Source organism: Microbacterium faecale (assembly GCF_014640975.1).
GTDB classification, from domain to species: domain Bacteria; phylum Actinomycetota; class Actinomycetes; order Actinomycetales; family Microbacteriaceae; genus Microbacterium; species Microbacterium faecale.
The window spans coordinates 1,288,732-1,307,612 of sequence record NZ_BMHO01000001.1; the positions used below are offsets into that span (position 1 = coordinate 1,288,732).

Genomic DNA, 18,881 nt, shown 5'->3' on the forward strand with positions numbered 1-18,881 from the left:
GGGTACCGGGGCTTCTCGCTGGGCGGACTTCTCCACCATCTACAATCTATCGTCGCGGGTTTCGCGAATTAATGCACGTGAGTGCGGGAGCGACACGCCGCTGGGACTGATTCAGAGCTGGGACGCGATCGAACGAGATGCGGTCGCTTCGACTTGTGCCAGCGCTCGATCGAACCTTGCATTGAATCTGATCCATGGCCGAAGGCGCTCGACCTTGTCGGCTCCCTCTTTGCGGAGCTCGAACGACGGGTCGAGCACCTGTCCCCACCAGCCAGTTTGAAGTTGCTGGAGCGAGTCGATCTCTTCGCGCAACGGAGCGTTCGAGATGAGGAGCTTTGCTTCGGTCACTGCTCGGTCGAACGCGGCACCGTGTTCGCGAATTTGCTGCCCGCTGTACGAGTCGAAGAAGTCGTCCCGCATGTACTTGTCAATGACTGATCGGTCCTCACCGGCGGCGACGACCATAGACGCGCCTGAGGCGGCGGCCCGCCATGCGCGAGCAGCGACCAGTGTCGTAACAACGATCGAACGTGCGGCATCGTGAACTTCGAATTGGCGTCTGGCATCGAGCTGTTTGTTCGCGTGCCGGTTTGCAAGATGGCCTCCGCCGAATGCCCCGAGTAACGTACCGCCAACGCCGATCAGTGCGACGATCACAGTTTCGGTCATGGTGATGAGGGTTCCACATTTCAACGTTTCGAGACAGACCCGCGCGGTCTTCCGCGTTTGACGGTGGGTTCGATGCGAACGACGGCTTTCGCCAGGACACACGTGATGCCGTTGGCATCAGTGCGTGTTGCAAGGCGGCCGTCGTCGATCCACCGATAAATTCGCGAATGGTGTCGGCCGATTAGCGCCGCGGCTTCCTTGACGGTGACCCATTCCTTCACGGTGTTCCCCTCTCGCGGCGCATCGGGCACAGGTGTTCGCCCTCGTGGCCGCTCGGCAGGATGCACGGGCCGAACACGAGTGTCATCCCCGGCCCAGCGGTCGGCTTGTCGACGATCTCGCATCGAACTTCCGTGCTCTCCTCGCAGTCGGGGTCTGGCTCGCTCGTGTCGCCGTCGAAGATGCGATCCCATGCCACGCGGCACTTCTCGCACCATGCGCTGTCCCCGTCCATCTGCACGTCATCGCCGCAGTGCCCGCACTGAGGCGCGGGGACCACGAGATGCGGCAACTCCGGCACGATCTCCCACTCGCTCATGGCTTCTCCTTCTCGTTGGTGGTGTCCCCGCGGGCGATGCGGGCTGTTTCGCACGGCCAGAGCACCGGCGCGATGCCTCGCTCCCCGAAGTACGGGTCGGACTCCTCAGCCAAGCGCCAGCACTCGGCACACACCTGGAAGGTCTGCGTCGGGCACGTCTCGTGGTCGCAGCGCTCCTCGGCGCAGTCGCCTGTGATCGCTTGCGTGTCGTCGGGGCAGTGCAGGTCGATCACCTCGGCCAGGCGGTCGAGAGTGTCAGCACCCGCGAGCTGGTCACTATCAGGTGCCCCACGCCGCAGCCGCTTCGCCTGCTCCCGCATCTTCGACTGTTCCGTTCCAGCCCGCACCGCTGTACGGTTACCAACATGTGGACCGTGCTGATCATCCTTCTCGTCATCTGGGCTGTTCTGTCCGTGGTCGGATTCGCGATCAAGGGCCTCATCTGGCTTGCGATCATCGGGATCATCTTGTTCGCGGGGACGATCATCTTCGGCATGATCCGAAACGCAGCCCGGCGCAAGTAGAGCTCGCTGCACGGCGGGTTCCAGCGCGTCGCTCGGCTCCCGGTCGGCCCGCTTCGGGCATGTCCGATGGTGCTCGGGAATCTGCCCGTCGTCGTAGCCGATGGTGACCTCGCGAGCGCACTTCCCGCACACCCACTTGCCGTTGATCGGCGTAGGCTCCCGGTCGGCGCTGGTCTGCTCAGTCATCGTCGATCTCACTTTCTGTCGTGATGCGTGCCTCTGCCCAGAGGACGCCGAATAGGAACCCGCAAGAGATCCCGATGTGGATCGCGGCGGGGATGATCACCGTCAACCACCAGGGAGTCATGCGGCTGCCCTCGTGGCCTCGTGGAACGTCCCGTGGTCGATGTCGACTGTCCATGCGTCGCGGCGGGTCCAGCCGAGCGTCGCCCTGTCCGCGTCAAACAGGTCTGTGGAGTGGCATCCGCACTCGCACGTGACCCGGTCGCAATCCCCATGCCTGCCGACGTTGCAGAGATCCGATCCGACCCAACGCGGGTCCGGCGTCTTGACCGTCGCGAGCTGGTGCCCGCAGTGCTGACACATCACGACGGTGGAGCCACGCAGTTCCCGCGTCGGGTTCTCATGCAGCGACAAGAGCCCGCATTCGGGGCACCGGACCCGCTCGAACTTCGTCGGCCGCTCCTCCACCTCGAGCGCGTGGAAGGCACGCTTCGCGGCCAGAGCGAACTGGACCGCATCCCTCGCCCCCTCCTCGCTCGAGATCCACACGTCGAGCGGCTGATCGCCCTGCGATTTCAGGAAACGCGTGCAGGCGTCCACCTCGAGATATGCGAGGGGGAGTGTCGTGTATCCAAGCGGCTGCCCTGCCGAGTCACCCGACGGTGAGACCGTACGCCCGCCGGCAGCCTCGATGAGCCGCAACCAGCGCGGCCACTCGATCACCGCCGCCTCAACATCCTCGTAGTGCGCCTGGCACAACATCCCGCGGTCAGCGGACTTCGGCAGGCATCCCAAGCAACCGCCGGGGCGTCGCGTGTAGCCATCGTGGTCCTGGCACGTGACGCGATGCTCGCCCCACTCAGCGCACGGACGAACACCGGGAATCTCGCCCAGAGCAGCGGCACAGAGCAGCGTCATGACGCCTCCTCGATCTGAGCTTCGAGCTCGACAACGCGCGCCTGCCACTTCGCGCGCCCCTCACGGAGCCCGTAAATGCGAGACGCGAGATCCCGACCGCGTGGCGTCCGACGCTGCTGGCGATTCATGTCCTCGAACTCATCGATCTGCGTGATGAACTGCGCCAACAACATCCGCGCCGTCGACAGCTGTGCTTCTGCCGGTCGTCCCGGCTTCTCGAAGATCCCGTCCATGATCAGAAAGGGGTCTCGTCGGCGTCGGGGATCGGCTGCGCCGCCCACTGCTCAGCGGGCGCCTGCGGGGCGTTCTGCGGGTCCCACTTGTTCCCTTCCCATGCGGACGGTTCCGGTGCGGGAGTTGCCGCCTGCCCTATTCTCTGTCCGCTTTGCGCGCGTGTGACCTGCGCCGTCGCGTACCGGAGTGACGGGCCGATCTCCTGCACGTCCAACTCGATCGACGTGCGTCGCTCGCCTTCGCGCGTCTCGTAGTTCCGCTGGCGCAGGTTGCCCTGCGCGATCACGCGCATGCCCTTCGTCAGGGACCCGGCGACGTGCTCCGCGAAGTCGCGCCACGCACTGCAGCGCATGAACAGCGCCTCGCCGTCCTTCCACTCGCCCGACTGCTTATCGAACGTCCTCGGTGTCGACGCGACCGTGAAGTTCGCGACCGGGATACCCGACTGCGTGTACCTAAGCTCCGGATCCGCCGTCAGATTCCCAACCACCGTGATTACTGTTTCGCCAGCCATAGCTAGGCCGCCTTCCTCTTTCGCGCCGCATACGCAGCTACCTGTCGTTCCACTGATTCGTTGACCACGACCTCGCTCGGCCTGATCCCGTCCTTGTCCGGCACGTCACGCCGCCGCATCTCCGCGATGAACGCCTCCGCATCCGCAACCTGCGACCGCGCCGCCGTCAGCGCATCCACCAACGCCTGACGTGGCGCTGCCTCCCAGGCCGCCCGGAACGCCCTCTGCCGAGGAGCGGACGGACGTTCACTCGCGACCTTCTTCAACGGCGGGTGCAGTTCCGCGAGCGCACGATCCCGATCCACGAAGAACCCGCCGAAATCGATGAGCGTCATAGCGCCCTCACCTCGCAGAACATGCACGTGCCCGTGCCCCCGAGCCACCTGTGCTCGCCGCCCGCGGCCTGGCAATCCTCACGACGCGGCGACATCGTGCCGCCCGTTACCGCGCGCTGCTCATCCCGCACCAGCCGCACAATGTGCGCCGGCTTCAGATACTCCGTCGACTCGACGCTGTGCCGATTCACCGCCCGCACCGCCGCCTGATAATCGACCGACTCCATGAGCGGCGACCACGCCTGAATCGTGAGCTCATCCACCTGCCGGTTGTCGAGCACCTGGATACGGGCGAGGAGCGCCGTGAGCTGTTCCGTGTTCATCCTTCGATCTCCAACATCGTGATGTTCGTGCCCGCGATGCGTCGCCCTGCAGCTGCCGTCTTCTGCGCCCTCTGCGAAGGCGTGAGGCGACGTGACGCGTTGTCGTCGTCTCGGCGTAACCAGTTCCGCCACGTCGCGATCCAGTCGAGCTTTCGAGCCTTCGCGCCCGACTCGGCTCGCCAGTAGTCCGCGAACCGAGACGTCGAATCGTCGATGTCGAGACCGGGCACTTCGCGTGCCGCCCATTCGCGCATTTCGCCTGTGACGATGAACGGATCCGGGATGCGGTGTGCGCGCTTGCGCGCCCCCTCTAGTACTTCGTTAGAAGTACGGGTCGGGTCGGGTCGGGTCGGGGCATCGTTACTTACACCGTTCGTAACGGGTGCAGTAACGCCGTTACTAACGGTGTCGTTACTCGTCTCGCCCTTGTGCCGCTCGCGCCACTTCCGCTGTCTTTCCGCGGCTTTCGCACGATCCGCTTCGACCTCACTACGCGTCGGCTGGTACTCCGCCCACTTGTTGAACTCGATACCGTCCGAGCCGTGGTCAAGCCACAGCCGAGCCTCGACCAACGCCCGGCGAAGCCTTGACGTCGCCCCGAGCTCGGCGAGGACGTAATTCGGAACCCGCCCGTCCGTGAGTTCTCGACCCGACCAATTCCCGGCCATCGTCCACAGGCCGACCGCAGCGAGCCGACACGAACGCGGGATGCTCAGCACCTTCCGCGACGTGTAAAAGCCGTCATCGACCTTGAACCAAGGCATCAGATGCCCCTCGCAGCGAGAGCCCAGGCCCGGTCCGTGCCATCAGCGATCGCCTTCCACATGAGGTAGGTCTCGCCGTAGAACGCGAGCATCATGTCGAGAGCGACCGCCGCCGACACTTCGTGACGCTCGTCACCTTCGAGAACGAACCATGCGTGCAGGTGCCGGTAGAAGACGGGGATCAGCTCGGGGTCAGCATGGAGGCTGATCTTCACGCCCCACGCCTTCGCGATCGCTTGCCACTCGGGATCGGACTCGATCAGACCGTTCGCGATGCTGTCGAGCCACAACAGGTTCGCGAGGCGATGCTTGTCACGCCGCCCGCCCGCGCCGCCCTGTCGATGTTGAGGCGACAGCGTCTCGCCCGCAGCGGCCGTCATCACGCACACGCGCCCATCCCGATCCTCAAGCGCGCGCAACGCACGCGCCGGCGTCCTGATAGTCACGGCTCTCTCCTCTCTGTGTGGCATTCGCAACGCCAGTTCTTCGCGCACGTAATCGGCGTCCAACAGCAGCGGCGGGAGCAGCGCGTCACCACCGGGTGCGGGGCCGTCTCAGGGACATAGCGAGCCGACATCATGCCGCGTCCTCCGTATCGAGGAGGTCGAACAGCGACGGCGTCGCCTGCTCCGCATCCAACTCGCGCTGATACATGACGGCGTCGCGGAACGACGTCGGGTTCAACTCCGCCGCACGCCCCTGACGCCCCAACTTCCGCGCCCGGAGCGGGACCGTGCCGAGCCCACCGAACGGATCGAACACGAGCTCGCCCTTGTTCGAATAGCGCTCGATGAGCCGGTCTACGATGTCGAACTGCAGCGGGCAGATGTGGAATTCGAGTGCCCGCCGGGACTGCTCACCGTTGAGGGTGAGCATCCGGTTGACGTCGTCCCACACGTCGCCGCGCCACGATCCCGGATCGAGGGACTTGAACGTCGACGGGAGCGCCCGCTTAGATTCCAACGCCTCACCCGTCGCTACGTGAGCGTCGAAGTCGTAGACGTTGGCGCGCGACTGCTGCTTGAACAGGCGCGACCGCATCTCAGGCGACAGGGCGACCATCTCTTCGGGTGTGAGGAGCCGGTCACCGCTGGACCGCCAGTCGGCGGCGGCGTCGATCTGCCAACGCGCGAGGGAGTAGTCATCCTTCTCCTTCACGATCCGCTCGTCCGCATACCCCTTCGCGCGGTCCGACTGCGGCTTGTGGAACAAGAGGACGTACTCGGGCGAACCGACGCCCATCTTCGAGCCGTCCTTCCGCATCTCCGTGTAGCCGAGGCGATACGTCTGGTTGTTCTCCCGCACGACGTCGGTGGTGATCGTGATCATCCCCATGTAGTCGAAGCCGTGCTTCAACCCGTGAGCGAGCGCCTCCGCATGGAACGGAGAGACTGTGGGGATGCCCGCACCGGTGACGTTGCCGAACTGGATCCGGTCCTTCACGTGGCACGCGTAGATCCGCCCCGGCTTCAACACTCTGAGGAGGTTCGGCGTGAGGTAGTCCATCTGTCGCCAGAAGTGATCGTTGCCGTCCGTGTGGCCGAAGTCGTTGTACGACGGCGTGTACTCGTAGTGGTTCGAGAACGGGATCGACGTCACGATCAGGTCGACAGAGTCATCGGCCATGTGGTCACGGGTTTCGAGTACGCAATCGTTGTGAGCGACCGTCCACGCCTCGCCCGACTCCTCGCGGCGCTCCACGCCCATCGAGCGGGTGAGCGCGGCGCTGATCGCATCCGGGTTGAGGCCGAACTCACGGATGACGTTCGACATGGTGTCGGTGAGCTCATCGTGCTCCGTCCACTTCGCCAGCAGCGTGTCCCGAATCTCGCTCTCGGTCTCCGCCCAAATGAGGTGCACCGTGCACGCCCGCGCCTGCCCGAACCTCTGGATGCGGTGGACTGCCTGGATCGTGTCGTTGAACTTGTACGTCACGCCGACGAAGACGGCCGTGTTCGCCTGCTGCAAGTTCATGCCCTGACCGAGCATCACCGGCTTACCGACCAGCGCGTACGTTTCCCCGTCGCGCCACGCCTGGATCCGGCGCTCCGCTTCCACATCGTCAAGGCCACCGTGCACCGACGAGAACGACAGGCCACCAGCGGTGAGTGCCTTCTCGATCGCGGCCTGCTCGTCATTCAGGTCGCACCAAAGGATGATCTGATCGCCCGGATTCGCGGCGGTGTGGTCGGAGACGATCGCCATGAGCGCGGCGACCCTGTCGTCGAGGGTGTCGCGCTTCTCGCGCGCCGCGCCCTGCAGCGACATCGTGCCGCCCCGTACGAGGACGCCCTGACCGTCCCGCTCGACGTCGTTGGACTGCACCTCGACTTCGACCTTGTGCCAGTCGATCGTGAGCGCGGGCAGGTCGTAGCCGGCATCCGAGTGGCCAAGGTCGGAAGGCGTCTGCACGAAGCACGCCCACGTGTTCAGCCACAGCCAGAACTCGCGTTCCTTGTGCGGGTAGAGGCGGAGGTTCCCGGCCTTCGAACTGTCGCGCTGGAAGAACCGCGTGAGCGCCTGGCCGGTGTCCATGATCCCCAGGAACCCGGCGTAGTGGATGAGTTCCTTGTGCCGGTTCGGTGACGGTGTCGCCGTGGCAACGAAGCGGTACGGGAGTCCATCGAACAAGCCGAGGAACTCCTGGTACGTCTTCGACCCGAACGACCTGAGCACGGACGCCTCATCGAGGCTCACCGCGTCGAAGCGGGAGACGTTGAGTTTCCCGTCACGCACCGACTCGTAGTTCGTGACGTAGATGCCGGACCATTCCGGGTCGAGCTCCTCCGTCCGACGAACGAAACGCACCTCGATGCCGAGGAGGTTCCGGCCGTCGCGGATGAACTCGCCTCTCACGCCGAGCGGCGCGATGATCAGAGCCCGCCCGCCCGCGACCTCGGACGCCGGGTGCGTGATGACTTGCCGGAGCGTCTCCAACTGCATGACGGACTTGCCTAGACCGAACTTCGCGAAGATCGCGCGCCGTCCGCCTCGCAGCGCCCACTGCACAATGTCGCGCTGATGCGGAAGCAACACGGGTGCGAGGTCGTCAGCGTGGACGGGGAAGCCGAAGGTCTTGTCGAACGCGACCTTCTCGCGCACGAACTGCTCGTAGTCCACGGCCGGGTGGTCGAGGAACGCCGGCGACATGAGAGCGCTCATCGCACACCGCCCTGCAACAGCACCGCGAACGTCTCTGCGCTCATGGTCACGTACTGCTCGGCCGGGTCAGTCGTGCCCCGCTTCTTGTGCATAACGACACCGATCAGCGCGTCGTCATTGCCCCGCTCGGTCTCGGCCTCGCGGAGCCACGCAGGCAGCGCGAGGGTGGCCGTGGACTTGCATTCGATGACGACGCGTTCGCCGCGGAGGCGCGCTCCTGCGATATCGCCGCGGTCCTTTGCGCCGTTCCTCACGCGACGGTCGATCCGGTCGTCATCGAGACGCTCAGCGAGCCAATCGGCCTGCGCGCGCTCGAAGCTCGCGCCCGCTTTCTTCGCCGACGCACGATTACGGCGTCGGGCAGAATGGGTAGTGCTCAAAATCTCTTCTCCTGCTAGGGATGGTTTTTGGGTAAGGGGCCGGTCCATGGGCTAGATGGACCCGCCCCGGTCTGTCAGGGCTATGCATCGCCCCCGTGATCCGCGTACAACTGACGCTCGGCGCGTTCCGTCGCAACCTCCGACCGGAGAGCATCCGCGACAGCGCCACACCACCGCAGGCGGGCCTTCTTCGCCTCGACGGACGACTCCGCTGCACGGAACTCGCGGTGCAACTGGTGCGCCTCGGAGTCGGCGTCAGCGCGCCGTTCCGCCGCGGCCTGCGAGAGCTTCTCGTTGTCGGCCTTCGCGGTCTCCATCACCACGGCACGCCGATACTCAAGATCCGCTTTCCGTGCGCCGTAGGCAGTGATCGCCGCGTCGAACTCCTTGATCTCGGAGTCCCACCTGACGAGGTGCTGATTCAGGCGCTGCTGAGTGGGGAGACTCACGACGGCTGCTCCGCGATGACCGCCGTCTTGCGCGCGTTGAGCGCCTGCATCACGTCATCCGACAGCCAGCCACCCCGCTGCGCCTCCTGGTAGATCGACGTGAGCATGTCCACGGACCCTGCACCGGCGATCTGCGCCCGCCACCCCTCAGGTGCGGGCTTCACCTTCGGCGCACCAGCAGACTGTGCCGCGTTGCCGTCGTCGTCCTCATCCGGTGCGACACCCGTCACGGCGCACAGTGCGTACCGACGCGCGTACGTGAGTGCCGACCCCACCTGTTGCGGCTGGCCCATCGCCACCGGGTAGTCACCCTCGATGAGCTCGCCCGACGTGTGCATGAGCCTGCACCGGAGGACGAAGCCTGCCTCCGTGGTCATCGGGATCGCGGCCCATGCGAGCCCCACCTTCCCGAGGGCGGGGAGCACCGCGGCTGTGATGTCCTCCAGGCTCGCGTACTTGCTCTTGAAATGCGGGTTGGTGCTGTTCTTCCCCACCTTCGGCAGGTCGGCCTGGAACGCGGCCAGTGCCGCCGCAATGCTTTCGTGCTTCTCCGTCATGGTCAGCCCTTCGGTGTGATCCGCAGAGTGCGCTTCGTCGGCGCGGTCTCCGTCATGTACTCGGCCGCCAGGTCGGGATGATCCGCCTGGAAGCGCTTCTGGTCGAACGTCCGGCGAGGACGCGGGTAGGCGAGACTGATGGACCCCAGCGGGGACTTCACCGCCAGGTCCTCATCGCCCGCCCGCTCTCGGATGCGCGCCTGCACGTCTGCTTCGCGTGCCGCCACCTCCGCCTTCTCCGCCGCCACCTGTGCCGCCTCCGCAAGGAGGTCATCCCACTCACCCGGCGCATCGCCGTCCGCGAGGTAGGTGAGGAACTCATCCGCGATGGGGATGAGCTCCCCGATGCGGTCCTCGTCGCGGGGGATGAGAAACTGTGCACCGGGGCCAGGCGTGAAGTTGTCGTTGAGCTCCCACGCGAACGCGCACTCACCCCGGTCGGCGGCGAGCATCGCCCACTGCACCTGGTCGTAGTACGCGGTCTTGAGCCCCCGCAGCTCGCCCGCATCCGTACCGAGTGGTCGCACACTCGTCTTCACCTCACCCGTCCGGGTGGGACTGATCGCATCCGGTGTCGCCGCCCACTGGGTGCCGTCCAGAACGTGCACCTGGTCATTCGGTGCCACGTCGTACAGGAATGTGAGCAGATCGACGATGAACGGCTCGCGCTCACGCCCGTACTCCGTGTAGCGGTTGCCAGGGAAGGACTGCAGCCCGGCCCCCTTCTCGGCTCGCACCTGAGCCCACGTCACCGGACCACCATTCGCGAGGCGCGCGATGTCGGTGGCGGTGACGTACCCGCGGCGGGCCGTCAGCCACTCCTCGCGGGTCTGAGTCTCGAGGATCATGACGCGCCGCCCTCAGCGAGCGCGAGACCCGCCTTCACGCCAGCCTCGAAACCCGCCTCGAACCCGTCGAACGCGGCGAGCTGCATCTCGCGCGTGTCCTCACCGAAATTGACGGGCAACTTCACGTAGTCGGCGGCGAGATCCCTCGCGAGGATCTTCAAATCAGTCATGTGTTTTCCTTCGTGAGCGGCCACACTGTGACCGTGAAAATTGCGATGAGGGCCGCGACAGCGAGATCCGCGCCATTCAAGACAAGATCCGCAGCGACCACCCCGAGAGGGAGCGCAGCGACCAGGCACCCGACCGCGACAGAGCGGCGGGCAGGGGAGAGGTCACTCCAAGACGACGAAGATCCGTTCCCCGCAGTCGGGGCAGAGGACACTGACCCCGTCGACCTCGAAACTGTCCGGCACGGCCTCGAAGACGCGGTCACAGTCGACGCACTCGGCCTCGACGTCCTCCACATCCTCGAAACGATGCGCGGGCTGATCTGTGGGCGGTTCACGATGCATCGGTCCCCCCGGTCAAAGCCCATAGAGTGCGGCGACGACCACGCGGGGGAGACGTGAACCCCGCCCTCACCACGAAGCCCTTCTTCTCGAGCTCCGGGAGCGTCGACCGCATCCGCGACGACGAGAACGGAAGCTCACGCACCTGCGCGACACCCTCCACCTGCAACGCCGTGATCGGCTTCCCATGCGCCTCGATGATCGCGAGCGTCGCCTGCTGCGACTCCCACACGTGATCCGACGCCGCCTCGGCCGCCTCATGCGACGTGACAGGATCCGAAGCGCGCGCGGCTGCAGCATCCTCGAGCCCGAACAGGACGTCACTCATCGTCGTCCTCCGGCCACGCGTCCGGGAACGCCGTGCCGTGCTGGTCTGCGACTGCCGCGTAGTACGCACTGTTCGCCGCGTTCGAGCCGAGCACATTCGCGACATGAGTCACCGCCGGCTTCGGGGGAACCACGTTCGCTTCGACCGGCTCAAGCGCATACGCCTGACCGTCGGTCGCCGCAGCCGCGTCGAGGGCTGTGTCGAGCCCATCAACTACCTGCCGGCGCCCATTCATGACGGGCTTGCCGTCACGTTCCTCAGCGACGAGAAACGTAGAATCATTGGTGGACACTTGCTTGTCCTTCCTTATCGGTGCCGTCCCTGTGCCAGCAGGGGCGGCGCTGTTCTTCTCTAGGCCGCGGCGTGCGCGATCGTGGGCTGGAGGTGCGCGGCAAGCCATTCATCGACGTAAACGGCCCGCGCCTCCTCCATCACCTCGTCGAACGTCGGCGTGCTACTCATGCCGCCTTCGCCTTCACTGGTGCAGGGAGCATGCTCCGAGAAATCACGAACGCGACCTTCGCCACGTACTCCTGGGACGGGGCGAACTCGCCACGCTCGACCTTCGACAGGTAAGAGATCGACGTGTCAGCCGCGAATGCGACTTCCTTGAGCGTCATTCCCGACATCTGCCGAAGCGAGCGGAGCGCTACGCCCGGTGCTTCTGTTTGTCGTGCCATGTCCAATACCGTAACCCAGAGTTGGACACGATTGGGCCTCGAATGCCAAATTATCGACCCGCGTGTTGGGCGCTATGTCTAATAGAATCCCCAATTGTCCCGGATTCTTGGGCGTGCTACGCTCGCGTCATGTCCAAAAATGATGCGCCGCGTATGACTACCGCGGAGCGCACAGCGCTCAGCCGTCAGGTCAAACGTGTTCGCCAGGACCGTGAGATGACGCAAGCTGAACTTGCCGAAGCCGCAAACGTGTCGCGCCAGACGCTCTCCGACATCGAGAACGGAAGTCGCGTACCCCAAGACGCCGTCCTCCGGCGCATCATGGGCGTGCTTGGAATCGATCTCCCCGGAAGCGATCAGTCTGATGACACACGCATGTGGCTCGGATTGATCGGCGGAGTCCTCGAAGCGATGCCTCCCGAAAACCGACCTCGCGCAGGCAAAGCGGCGCTGGACGCCGCCACGGCTGAACTGTTGTCGTCTGTCAGTGGTGGCAGCAAGGATCGTGAACCTAAACAAGACGACTTTCGCCGCGCCGCTCACAGTCGATCGGAAGACCGTGGCGAGGACCACGACAGCATCTAGGAGAACGAGTGAAGTACCTGCTCGACGTCGCGCATGTACTCGGTGTGACCATCGTCTATACCGACCTCACCCACTTGCACCGTGACGGTGATTACGACCACAGCACAAAGACGATCCGACTGCAGCCGAATATGACAATTCGCCTCAAGCGGTCGGTCCTCGCGCATGAGATCGCCCACGCGATACACGGAGACGTACGCACGATGTTTGGACCCGTCAACGCGAAGCAGGAACGACGGGCCGACGAATGGGCCGCCCTGCATCTCATCCGTCTCGACGACTATCGGCGAGCCGAAGAGATCCACAACGGCCATGCACCTGCCATCGCCCTCGAACTCGACGTCATCACACGTACCGTCGACGCCTATCGCTCCATGCTCGAGCGCATCGGCGACATGGTGTACCTGCGACCCGGGCTGGGCGCTGGGCAATGGCGTGCCAAGATCCATCTGCCCGAAGCAGCGTGAGGACCTCTCGTATGACTACCGTTGCGCCAGCTCCGACCCCGAACGTCCATGCCGGGCCGCGCGCCGTCATCTACGTACGACAGTCACGAGCGAAAGACGACTCGATCAGTCTCGCCAACCAAGAGCAACTCGGCCGCGACTACTGTGCACAGAAGGGCTACCGCGTCGTCGCAGTGAAGCAAGACGTCGTGTCCGGCAGGAAGTGGGACGCTCGGCCCGGGGTCCTCGCTGCGATGGGGATGCTTGACCGCCACGAAGCGGACGTCATCGTCATCTGGAAGTGGTCGCGCCTGTCCCGTTCCCGGCTTCATTGGGCGGTGGCCGCCGACCGCGCGGACCTCGCCGGCGGCCGCGTCGAATCCGTGACAGAACCGATCGATACAAGCACCGCCTCCGGCCGCTTCGCGCGCGGAGTGATGACAGAATATGCGGCCTTCCAATCCGAGCAGATCGGCGAAAACTGGGCGGAAGTTCGAGCACATCGCGTTCGCGCGGGCCTCCCACCCACAGGCGGGAACCGTTACGGGTACTCCCGCGACGGCGACACGTACACGCCTCACCCAGCAGAGGCGCCGATTCTCGCCGACATGTACCGACGTGCAGTCCTCGGTGACGGACCATCCGCGATCGCGCGATGGGCGAACATATCAGGAATCATGCGCCCATCCGGAGGCTATTGGGACGTGCAAGGGCTCCGCCGCGTCCTCGATAGCGGCTTCGCCGCCGGGCGCATCGTTGAGCTCGGTTCTCGCAGATCACCGCACCCGCGCACTAACGCTTACCATCCGGGACGCCACCCGGCGATCATCGACGACGACACGTGGAACAAGTACCTGTCGCTTCGGCTCGCTCGCTCTACCGAGGCGCCTGCACGCGCTCCCCACATGCTCTCTCGACTCGTGAAATGCACTGAGCACGGCGCAATGTCGTATTCCACGAACCACGAAGTGTCCGTCCTCAGATGCACCGTTCCGAGAGGCACCGGAGGCCACTCCGTCCGCGCACACCTCATCGAGCTCTACATCATCGAGTGGGTGTCCGCCCTCCCCGACAACATCGGCAAGATCCATGAGCAGGTCGAACGCGCCTCAAAGTCCCTCGCGAACCACCAGAAACAGATTCGTGGGCTCCGCGAGCGGCTGGAACGAGTGAAGAAGCGCACGACGACACTCACGATCCGGCACCTGGACGACAAGATCCCCGACGACGTCTACGCGGCGACCATCGCCACGCTCGAAGAAGAACGTATCGCGCTCGAATCCCGCCTCACAGAAGCACCCCCGTCGGTATTCGACGTACAGTCCGTCCCGCTCCTCGCGGAGGGATTCGGCGACCTCCCGCCGATGGGACAGAACCGCGTGCTTCGCAAACTGCTCTGGCGCATCGACCTCACGCCGCCTACGGCTCACCCTCGACGCGACTGGCGCAAGAGAATCATCCCACGTCCCAAATGGATCGATACGGACGCTGAACGGTAACGACGATGCCGATCGCCTCCATGAGCGCGAACATCGTCGTCGGTCCGACCCACCGGAAGCCGCGCCGCTTGAGTTCGACGGAGAGCGCGACCGACTCCGTGCTGGACGAGGGGACGTCCGCCATCGACCGCGGCTCCGGAGTCCGCCCCGGGCGGAAGCTCCACACGAGGCTGCTGAGGTCTGTGCCGTCGTCGCGCAGCGCCAGCGTGGCGCGCGCGTTGTCGATCGTCGCGAGAATCTTCGCGCGATTGCGGATGATGCGCGCGTCGGCGAGCAGGCGCTCGATGTCCGGCTCGTCGAAGCCCGCGACCGTCACGGGATCGAACTGCGCGAATGCCTCGCGGAAGGCGGGTCGCTTGGCGAGCACCGTGGCCCAGGACAGGCCCGACTGGAATGCCTCGAGGCTCAGCCGCTCGAAGACGCCGTGCTCGTCGCGCACGGGCATGCCCCACTCTGTGTCGTAGTAGTCGCGCAGCAGGTCGCTCTTGTCCGCCCACGCAGGGCGGGCCAGACCGTCGGATCCGATGACGAGTCCATTCGTCGATTCGCTCATGCCCACCATCCTCGTCCCGCGCGCGGATCCGCGCACGGGCCGGCAAGGGGCGTTGTGGACGATTCGCGCGAGATCACGGCTGTGAACGTGGTCGATGACCGAGAATCGCGACGGATTACGGGCCACGCGGCGATGCGACGCGGCAAACGCTCCGCGCGTGCGTACCCTGGCGCATGTGTGGCGTATCAGAGGCTCAGTATCAGAGGCTCAGCAGCGCTGTCGGGAACGGAGGACGGCGTGACACCAAGCGACCTGCGGGTAGCCGAATCCGATGTGACCGTCGTGCACGCCGCCGAGGCCGAGCGCGAACGCGTCCGCGCGCGAGCGCAGACGCTCGGCGGGGCGTCGACACTGCTGTCGTATCGCGAGGGCCCCGAGGGGTTCATCGAGATCACGACCGCCCACCCCGGCAGTCTGCCGCAGTTCATCACCGGCCGCTCGACGCTGCTGTCGAACCTGTTCCGTGACGAGGTCGCCCTGCGGCGTGCTCGTCTCGCGGCGGAGCGGATCGCGGCGAAGAACGTCGAGCTGCGCACCTCGCGCGGTATCGATGCCGTGCGCCTGGGCGTGGGGCTTGCCTCGTGGCGCGTCGGCACCGAGCGGTTCACCGCGCCGGTGCTGCTGCGCCCCCTCGGTCTGCGCCGCCACCACGCCGACTTCGAGCTCAAGCTTCGCGGGAGCTTCGTCATCAACCCCGAGCTCGTGCGGGCGGCGCGCGACCACTTCGGCATCGATCTCGACCGCGAGACGCTCGCCTCGCTCGCCTACCACGACGGGCTGTTCCAGCCGCAGCCCGTGATCGACCGGCTGCGTCACCTGACGAACCACGTCGATACCTTCTCGGTCAAGGCACGGCTCATCGTCTCGACGTTCGCCGATATCGCGGGAGCGATGACGCGCGACCTCGACGACCTCGATCACCCGATCCTGAATGCGCTCGCGGGGCATGAAGACGACCTGCGCGCGGTGCAGGGAGTTCGGCCGATCGCGTTGCCGACCGACCCCGACGACCGGTCGCCGGCGTCAGACACGCTCCTGCTCGATGCCGACGCGGAGCAGGAAGCGGTGCTGGCGCGGATTGCGGCAGGACAGTCACTCGCCGTGCACACGCTGCCCGGAACCGGCGGCACACAGACCGTCATCAACGCCGTGGGCGAGCAGGTGCGCGCCGGTCGACGGGTGCTCATCGTCAGTGCGCGCCGGTCGACGCTCGAGGGCGTCGCCCACCGCTTCCGGGGGATCCACCTCGACGGCCTCGCCGTCACGCCGCAGGCGCTGCGATCCGACCTGATCCGTGCCATCGCACGCAACGAGAAGGCCACGCAGCCGCAGGTGTCCGACGTGGACGACGCGCTCGTGCGCCTCCGCGCCGTGCTGCGCGACTACCGCGACGCGCTCGCCGAGCCTCGGGACGACCTCGGCGTCTCCGTCCTCGACATCACGCGCGAGCTGACACGGTTGGCCTCGCTGCCCGTGCCGCCCACCTCGTCCGCGCGCATCGGACCCGCGGCGCTCAAACGACTCGCGAACGGCCGCGACAACGCCGCCCGGACGCTCGCGCTCGCCGCGCGCCTCGGTGAATTCCGGATCGGGCCGGATGACTCGCCCTGGTACGGCGTCACCTTCGAATCGACGGAAGAAGCGCGCGAGGCCCACGCGCTCGCGGGTACCCTGCACCAGGAGTCGGTCCCGCAGCTGCTCGAGAATGGCTACCAGCTCATCTCGCAGACGCACATGCGGGCGTTCACGACCCTCGACGAGCTGGGGGAGTACCTCCGGCTGCTGCACGGGATCCGAGACTCGCTCGACACGTTCCAGCCGGTGGCGTTCGACCGCCCGCTGAGCGACATGATCAAGGCTCACGCCCCGCGCAAGGATGCCGTCGGCATGTCGAGCGCGCAGCGTCGCCGACTGAAGCGACTCTCACGAGAGCTCGTGCGCCCCGGCGTGCACGTGTCCGACATGCACGGCGCGCTGACGCGGATCCAGCACCAGCGCGCGCAGTGGAAACACCTGGTCGACGGCGTCGGTGCGCCCGAGATCCCGCTCGGCCTTGCCGACGTGCAGGCGCAGTGGGACCAGGCCGAACGTGACCTGGAGACGCTCGACGCGGCGCTGGCGCGCGGCACCCGCCTCGCGGCGTTGCCGGTCGAGCGACTGATCCGCACGCTCGCGGGTCTCGCGGCGGAGTCCGACGTGTTCGAGAACATCGTCGAGCGCGCCGAACTGCGCACGCAGCTCGACGACCTCGGCCTCGCGCCGTTGCTGACCGAGCTGTCGGTCCGTCACGTCGACGAGCAGCGCGTCGGAGAGGAACTCGAGTTCACGTGGTGGCAGTCGGCGCTCGAGCACGTGCTGCACGAGGACTCCTCGTTGTTGGGTGCATCGACGAGCGTCGTCGACCGCCTCGAGAAGGACTTCCGCCTCGTCGACGAGGCACACGCTGCGGCGTCCGGACCGTTGCTCGCAGCTCAGCTCGCGGCCCAGTGGAAGATCGGGATCGTCGACGAGCCGGGTGAGGCCGACCGCCTGCGTCGCGCTCTCACCCGCGGCGACGTCACGCCCGCTCAGCTGTTCGCCGACGCCCCGACGCTCATGCGCACGCTCGCGCCGGTGTGGCTTGCCTCACCGTACGACGTCCCCGCAATTCCCGACAGCGAGCGGTTCGACTGCGTCATGCTCGTCGACTGCGCGGCGATCGACCTCGCCGAGGCCGCGCCGGCGCTGCGCCGGGCCTCGCAGGTGGTCGCGTTCGGTGACCCGGTGACCCAGCGGCCGACACCGTTTGAGATCTCGACGGCCGCCGAGATGCCGTCCGTCGACGACGAGCACGACGCCCGCAGCGCCTTCGAGCGCATCGCCGAGATCCTCCCGGTCGAGACGCTCACGCGGAGCTATCGCGCGGGCGGCGAAGACCTCGCGCACCTCGTCAACGATGCGTTCTACGGGGGAGAGATCATCTCGCTGCCGTGGGCCGGTTCGTATCTCGGCCGCGGCAGCCTGTCGGTCGACTACGTCGAGGGCGGCAACGGGACCCCGGACGCCGAGACAGGGGCGGTCGAAAGCCCTGACGTCGAGGTGCAGCGCGTCGTGACGCTCGTCGTCGAACACGCCGTGAACCGGCCCGGCGAATCCCTCATGGTCGTCACCGCCAGCCGTAAGCACGCCGATCGCGTCCGCGCAGCCGTCACGGCCGCCTTCGCCGGGCGCAGCGATGTCGCCGATTTCGTCTCGCGCCGGAGCGCAGAACCGCTCGCCGTCCTCACGCTCGAAGAATCGGTCGCGGAGAGCCGCGACCGCGTGATCTTCTCCCTCGGATACGGCAAGACGCGTCACGGCCGCGTGCTCAGCGAGCTCGGCGACCTCTCCAGCGACGACGGCGAGCGCCTGCTGACCGTCGGCATGACCCGCGCGCGCCGCTCGATGGTCATCGTCTCGTGCGTGAGGCCACCCGACATCGACGACGGACGCTTCGCGAATGGCGCCGCCATGCTCATGGACATCCTGCGGTCCTACGAGGAGCGTGCGAAGGGGCTGCGCCGCGAAGACGATGCGGATCCTCTTACGCGCGCTCTCGCTCGCGAGCTGCGGCAGATGGGCGTCGCCGTCGAGATCGACTATCGCGGCCTCCTGCCCCTGGTCGCCCAGGCGAACGGCAAGGCGGTCGTCGTCGAGTCGGATCCCGAGGCAAGCGGCGAGTCGCTGCGCGAGTCGTTGCGACTGCGTCCGCAGGTGCTGCGCCGTCTCGGCTGGCACTATGTGCGGGTGCACGCGTTCGACCTCTACAGCGATCCTCGCGCCGTTGCGGAGCGCGTGGCTGCGGTCCTCGGCGTCGCGGGCGATGTCTCCCGCGTCGACGCCGAGACGGCGCCGATCGACTGAC

26 protein-coding genes are annotated in these 18,881 nt (G+C 66.1%); 4 read left to right on the plus strand and 22 right to left on the minus strand.

What is annotated here, in order from left to right:
* Window positions 1–111 precede the first annotated feature (111 nt).
* From IEW87_RS06045 to IEW87_RS06135, 21 genes are all read right to left on the minus strand, one after another.
* Window positions 112–669 (minus strand): hypothetical protein, encoded by a 558-nt coding sequence (locus IEW87_RS06045; protein ID WP_188711370.1) that lies wholly within the window; start codon window positions 667–669, stop codon window positions 112–114.
* Between the two features lie 20 nt (window positions 670–689).
* Entirely contained in the window at window positions 690–956 is a 267-nt protein-coding gene (locus IEW87_RS15210) for a helix-turn-helix domain-containing protein (protein WP_373285094.1), read from the minus strand.
* Window positions 887–1,207: a hypothetical protein gene (locus tag IEW87_RS06050; RefSeq protein WP_188711371.1), complete on the minus strand. Its 321-nt coding sequence runs from the start codon at window positions 1,205–1,207 to the stop codon at window positions 887–889. The genes IEW87_RS15210 and IEW87_RS06050 overlap by 70 nt, the downstream gene beginning before the upstream one ends.
* Window positions 1,204–1,917 carry a hypothetical protein gene (locus tag IEW87_RS06055; RefSeq protein ID WP_188711372.1) on the minus strand — a complete coding sequence of 238 codons (714 nt, stop codon included), beginning with the start codon at window positions 1,915–1,917 and terminating at the stop codon, window positions 1,204–1,206. The genes IEW87_RS06050 and IEW87_RS06055 overlap by 4 nt, the downstream gene beginning before the upstream one ends.
* A gap of 117 nt (window positions 1,918–2,034) precedes the next feature.
* Entirely contained in the window at window positions 2,035–2,832 is a 798-nt protein-coding gene (locus IEW87_RS06060; RefSeq protein WP_188711373.1) for a hypothetical protein, read from the minus strand.
* Window positions 2,829–3,065, minus strand: a complete 237-nt coding sequence (locus IEW87_RS06065; protein WP_188711374.1) for a hypothetical protein — start codon at window positions 3,063–3,065, stop codon at window positions 2,829–2,831. The genes IEW87_RS06060 and IEW87_RS06065 overlap by 4 nt, the downstream gene beginning before the upstream one ends.
* Before the next feature lie 2 nt (window positions 3,066–3,067).
* A complete protein-coding gene (locus IEW87_RS06070) occupies window positions 3,068–3,580 on the minus strand; it encodes a single-stranded DNA-binding protein (RefSeq protein ID WP_188711375.1) in 513 nt (170 codons plus the stop codon).
* A gap of 2 nt (window positions 3,581–3,582) precedes the next feature.
* On the minus strand, window positions 3,583–3,915 hold the full coding sequence (locus IEW87_RS06075) for a hypothetical protein (RefSeq protein WP_188711376.1): 333 nt from the start codon (window positions 3,913–3,915) through the stop codon (window positions 3,583–3,585).
* The gene (locus IEW87_RS06080; RefSeq protein WP_188711377.1) at window positions 3,912–4,238 is read right to left on the minus strand and encodes a hypothetical protein; all 327 of its coding nucleotides are present in this window, start codon (window positions 4,236–4,238) and stop codon (window positions 3,912–3,914) included. The genes IEW87_RS06075 and IEW87_RS06080 overlap by 4 nt, the downstream gene beginning before the upstream one ends.
* A complete protein-coding gene (locus IEW87_RS06085) occupies window positions 4,235–5,002 on the minus strand; it encodes a hypothetical protein (RefSeq protein WP_188711378.1) in 768 nt (255 codons plus the stop codon). The genes IEW87_RS06080 and IEW87_RS06085 overlap by 4 nt, the downstream gene beginning before the upstream one ends.
* Window positions 5,002–5,448, minus strand: coding sequence for a hypothetical protein (locus IEW87_RS06090; protein ID WP_188711379.1), 447 nt, complete (start codon window positions 5,446–5,448; stop codon window positions 5,002–5,004). The genes IEW87_RS06085 and IEW87_RS06090 overlap by 1 nt, the downstream gene beginning before the upstream one ends.
* 130 nt (window positions 5,449–5,578) lie before the next feature.
* Window positions 5,579–8,164 (minus strand): DNA methyltransferase, encoded by a 2,586-nt coding sequence (locus IEW87_RS06095; protein ID WP_229730979.1) that lies wholly within the window; start codon window positions 8,162–8,164, stop codon window positions 5,579–5,581.
* Window positions 8,161–8,544, minus strand: a complete 384-nt coding sequence (locus tag IEW87_RS06100; RefSeq protein WP_188711380.1) for a hypothetical protein — start codon at window positions 8,542–8,544, stop codon at window positions 8,161–8,163. Before IEW87_RS06100 ends, IEW87_RS06095 begins: the two co-directional genes overlap by 4 nt.
* Window positions 8,545–8,624: 80 nt before the next feature.
* Window positions 8,625–8,993 carry a hypothetical protein gene (locus IEW87_RS06105; RefSeq protein WP_188711381.1) on the minus strand — a complete coding sequence of 123 codons (369 nt, stop codon included), beginning with the start codon at window positions 8,991–8,993 and terminating at the stop codon, window positions 8,625–8,627.
* Window positions 8,990–9,550 (minus strand): ERF family protein, encoded by a 561-nt coding sequence (locus IEW87_RS06110; RefSeq protein ID WP_188711382.1) that lies wholly within the window; start codon window positions 9,548–9,550, stop codon window positions 8,990–8,992. The genes IEW87_RS06105 and IEW87_RS06110 overlap by 4 nt, the downstream gene beginning before the upstream one ends.
* 2 nt (window positions 9,551–9,552) lie before the next feature.
* On the minus strand, window positions 9,553–10,398 hold the full coding sequence (locus IEW87_RS06115; protein WP_188711383.1) for a YqaJ viral recombinase family protein: 846 nt from the start codon (window positions 10,396–10,398) through the stop codon (window positions 9,553–9,555).
* Window positions 10,395–10,568, minus strand: coding sequence for a hypothetical protein (locus IEW87_RS06120; protein WP_188711384.1), 174 nt, complete (start codon window positions 10,566–10,568; stop codon window positions 10,395–10,397). The genes IEW87_RS06115 and IEW87_RS06120 overlap by 4 nt, the downstream gene beginning before the upstream one ends.
* A gap of 162 nt (window positions 10,569–10,730) precedes the next feature.
* On the minus strand, window positions 10,731–10,862 hold the full coding sequence (locus IEW87_RS15140) for a hypothetical protein (protein ID WP_268234593.1): 132 nt from the start codon (window positions 10,860–10,862) through the stop codon (window positions 10,731–10,733).
* Window positions 10,863–10,899: 37 nt separating this feature from the next.
* On the minus strand, window positions 10,900–11,235 hold the full coding sequence (locus tag IEW87_RS06125) for a hypothetical protein (RefSeq protein WP_188711385.1): 336 nt from the start codon (window positions 11,233–11,235) through the stop codon (window positions 10,900–10,902).
* A complete protein-coding gene (locus tag IEW87_RS06130) occupies window positions 11,228–11,527 on the minus strand; it encodes a hypothetical protein (protein WP_188711386.1) in 300 nt (99 codons plus the stop codon). Before IEW87_RS06130 ends, IEW87_RS06125 begins: the two co-directional genes overlap by 8 nt.
* Before the next feature lie 166 nt (window positions 11,528–11,693).
* Window positions 11,694–11,915, minus strand: coding sequence for a helix-turn-helix domain-containing protein (locus IEW87_RS06135; RefSeq protein WP_188711387.1), 222 nt, complete (start codon window positions 11,913–11,915; stop codon window positions 11,694–11,696).
* A 129-nt stretch (window positions 11,916–12,044) separates the two neighbouring features.
* Here IEW87_RS06135 and IEW87_RS06140 point away from each other — a divergent pair, with 129 nt between their 5' ends.
* Genes IEW87_RS06140 through IEW87_RS06150 form a run of 3 tightly spaced genes read left to right on the plus strand, consistent with a single transcriptional unit; the run spans window position 12,045 to window position 14,445 of the window.
* Window positions 12,045–12,500, plus strand: a complete 456-nt coding sequence (locus tag IEW87_RS06140) for a helix-turn-helix transcriptional regulator (RefSeq protein WP_188711388.1) — start codon at window positions 12,045–12,047, stop codon at window positions 12,498–12,500.
* A gap of 8 nt (window positions 12,501–12,508) precedes the next feature.
* On the plus strand, window positions 12,509–12,967 hold the full coding sequence (locus IEW87_RS06145; protein WP_188711389.1) for an ImmA/IrrE family metallo-endopeptidase: 459 nt from the start codon (window positions 12,509–12,511) through the stop codon (window positions 12,965–12,967).
* An 11-nt stretch (window positions 12,968–12,978) separates the two neighbouring features.
* Window positions 12,979–14,445 carry a recombinase family protein gene (locus tag IEW87_RS06150; protein WP_188711390.1) on the plus strand — a complete coding sequence of 489 codons (1,467 nt, stop codon included), beginning with the start codon at window positions 12,979–12,981 and terminating at the stop codon, window positions 14,443–14,445.
* Here the strand turns inward: IEW87_RS06150 and IEW87_RS06155 are convergent.
* On the minus strand, window positions 14,402–14,998 hold the full coding sequence (locus IEW87_RS06155) for a DNA-3-methyladenine glycosylase I (protein ID WP_188711391.1): 597 nt from the start codon (window positions 14,996–14,998) through the stop codon (window positions 14,402–14,404). The two genes, IEW87_RS06150 and IEW87_RS06155, sit on opposite strands and share 44 nt — an antisense overlap.
* 237 nt (window positions 14,999–15,235) lie before the next feature.
* On the opposite strand from IEW87_RS06155, the gene IEW87_RS06160 reads away from it, so the two are divergent.
* Window positions 15,236–18,880 (plus strand): AAA family ATPase, encoded by a 3,645-nt coding sequence (locus tag IEW87_RS06160; RefSeq protein WP_229730981.1) that lies wholly within the window; start codon window positions 15,236–15,238, stop codon window positions 18,878–18,880.
* Window position 18,881 lies beyond the last annotated feature (1 nt).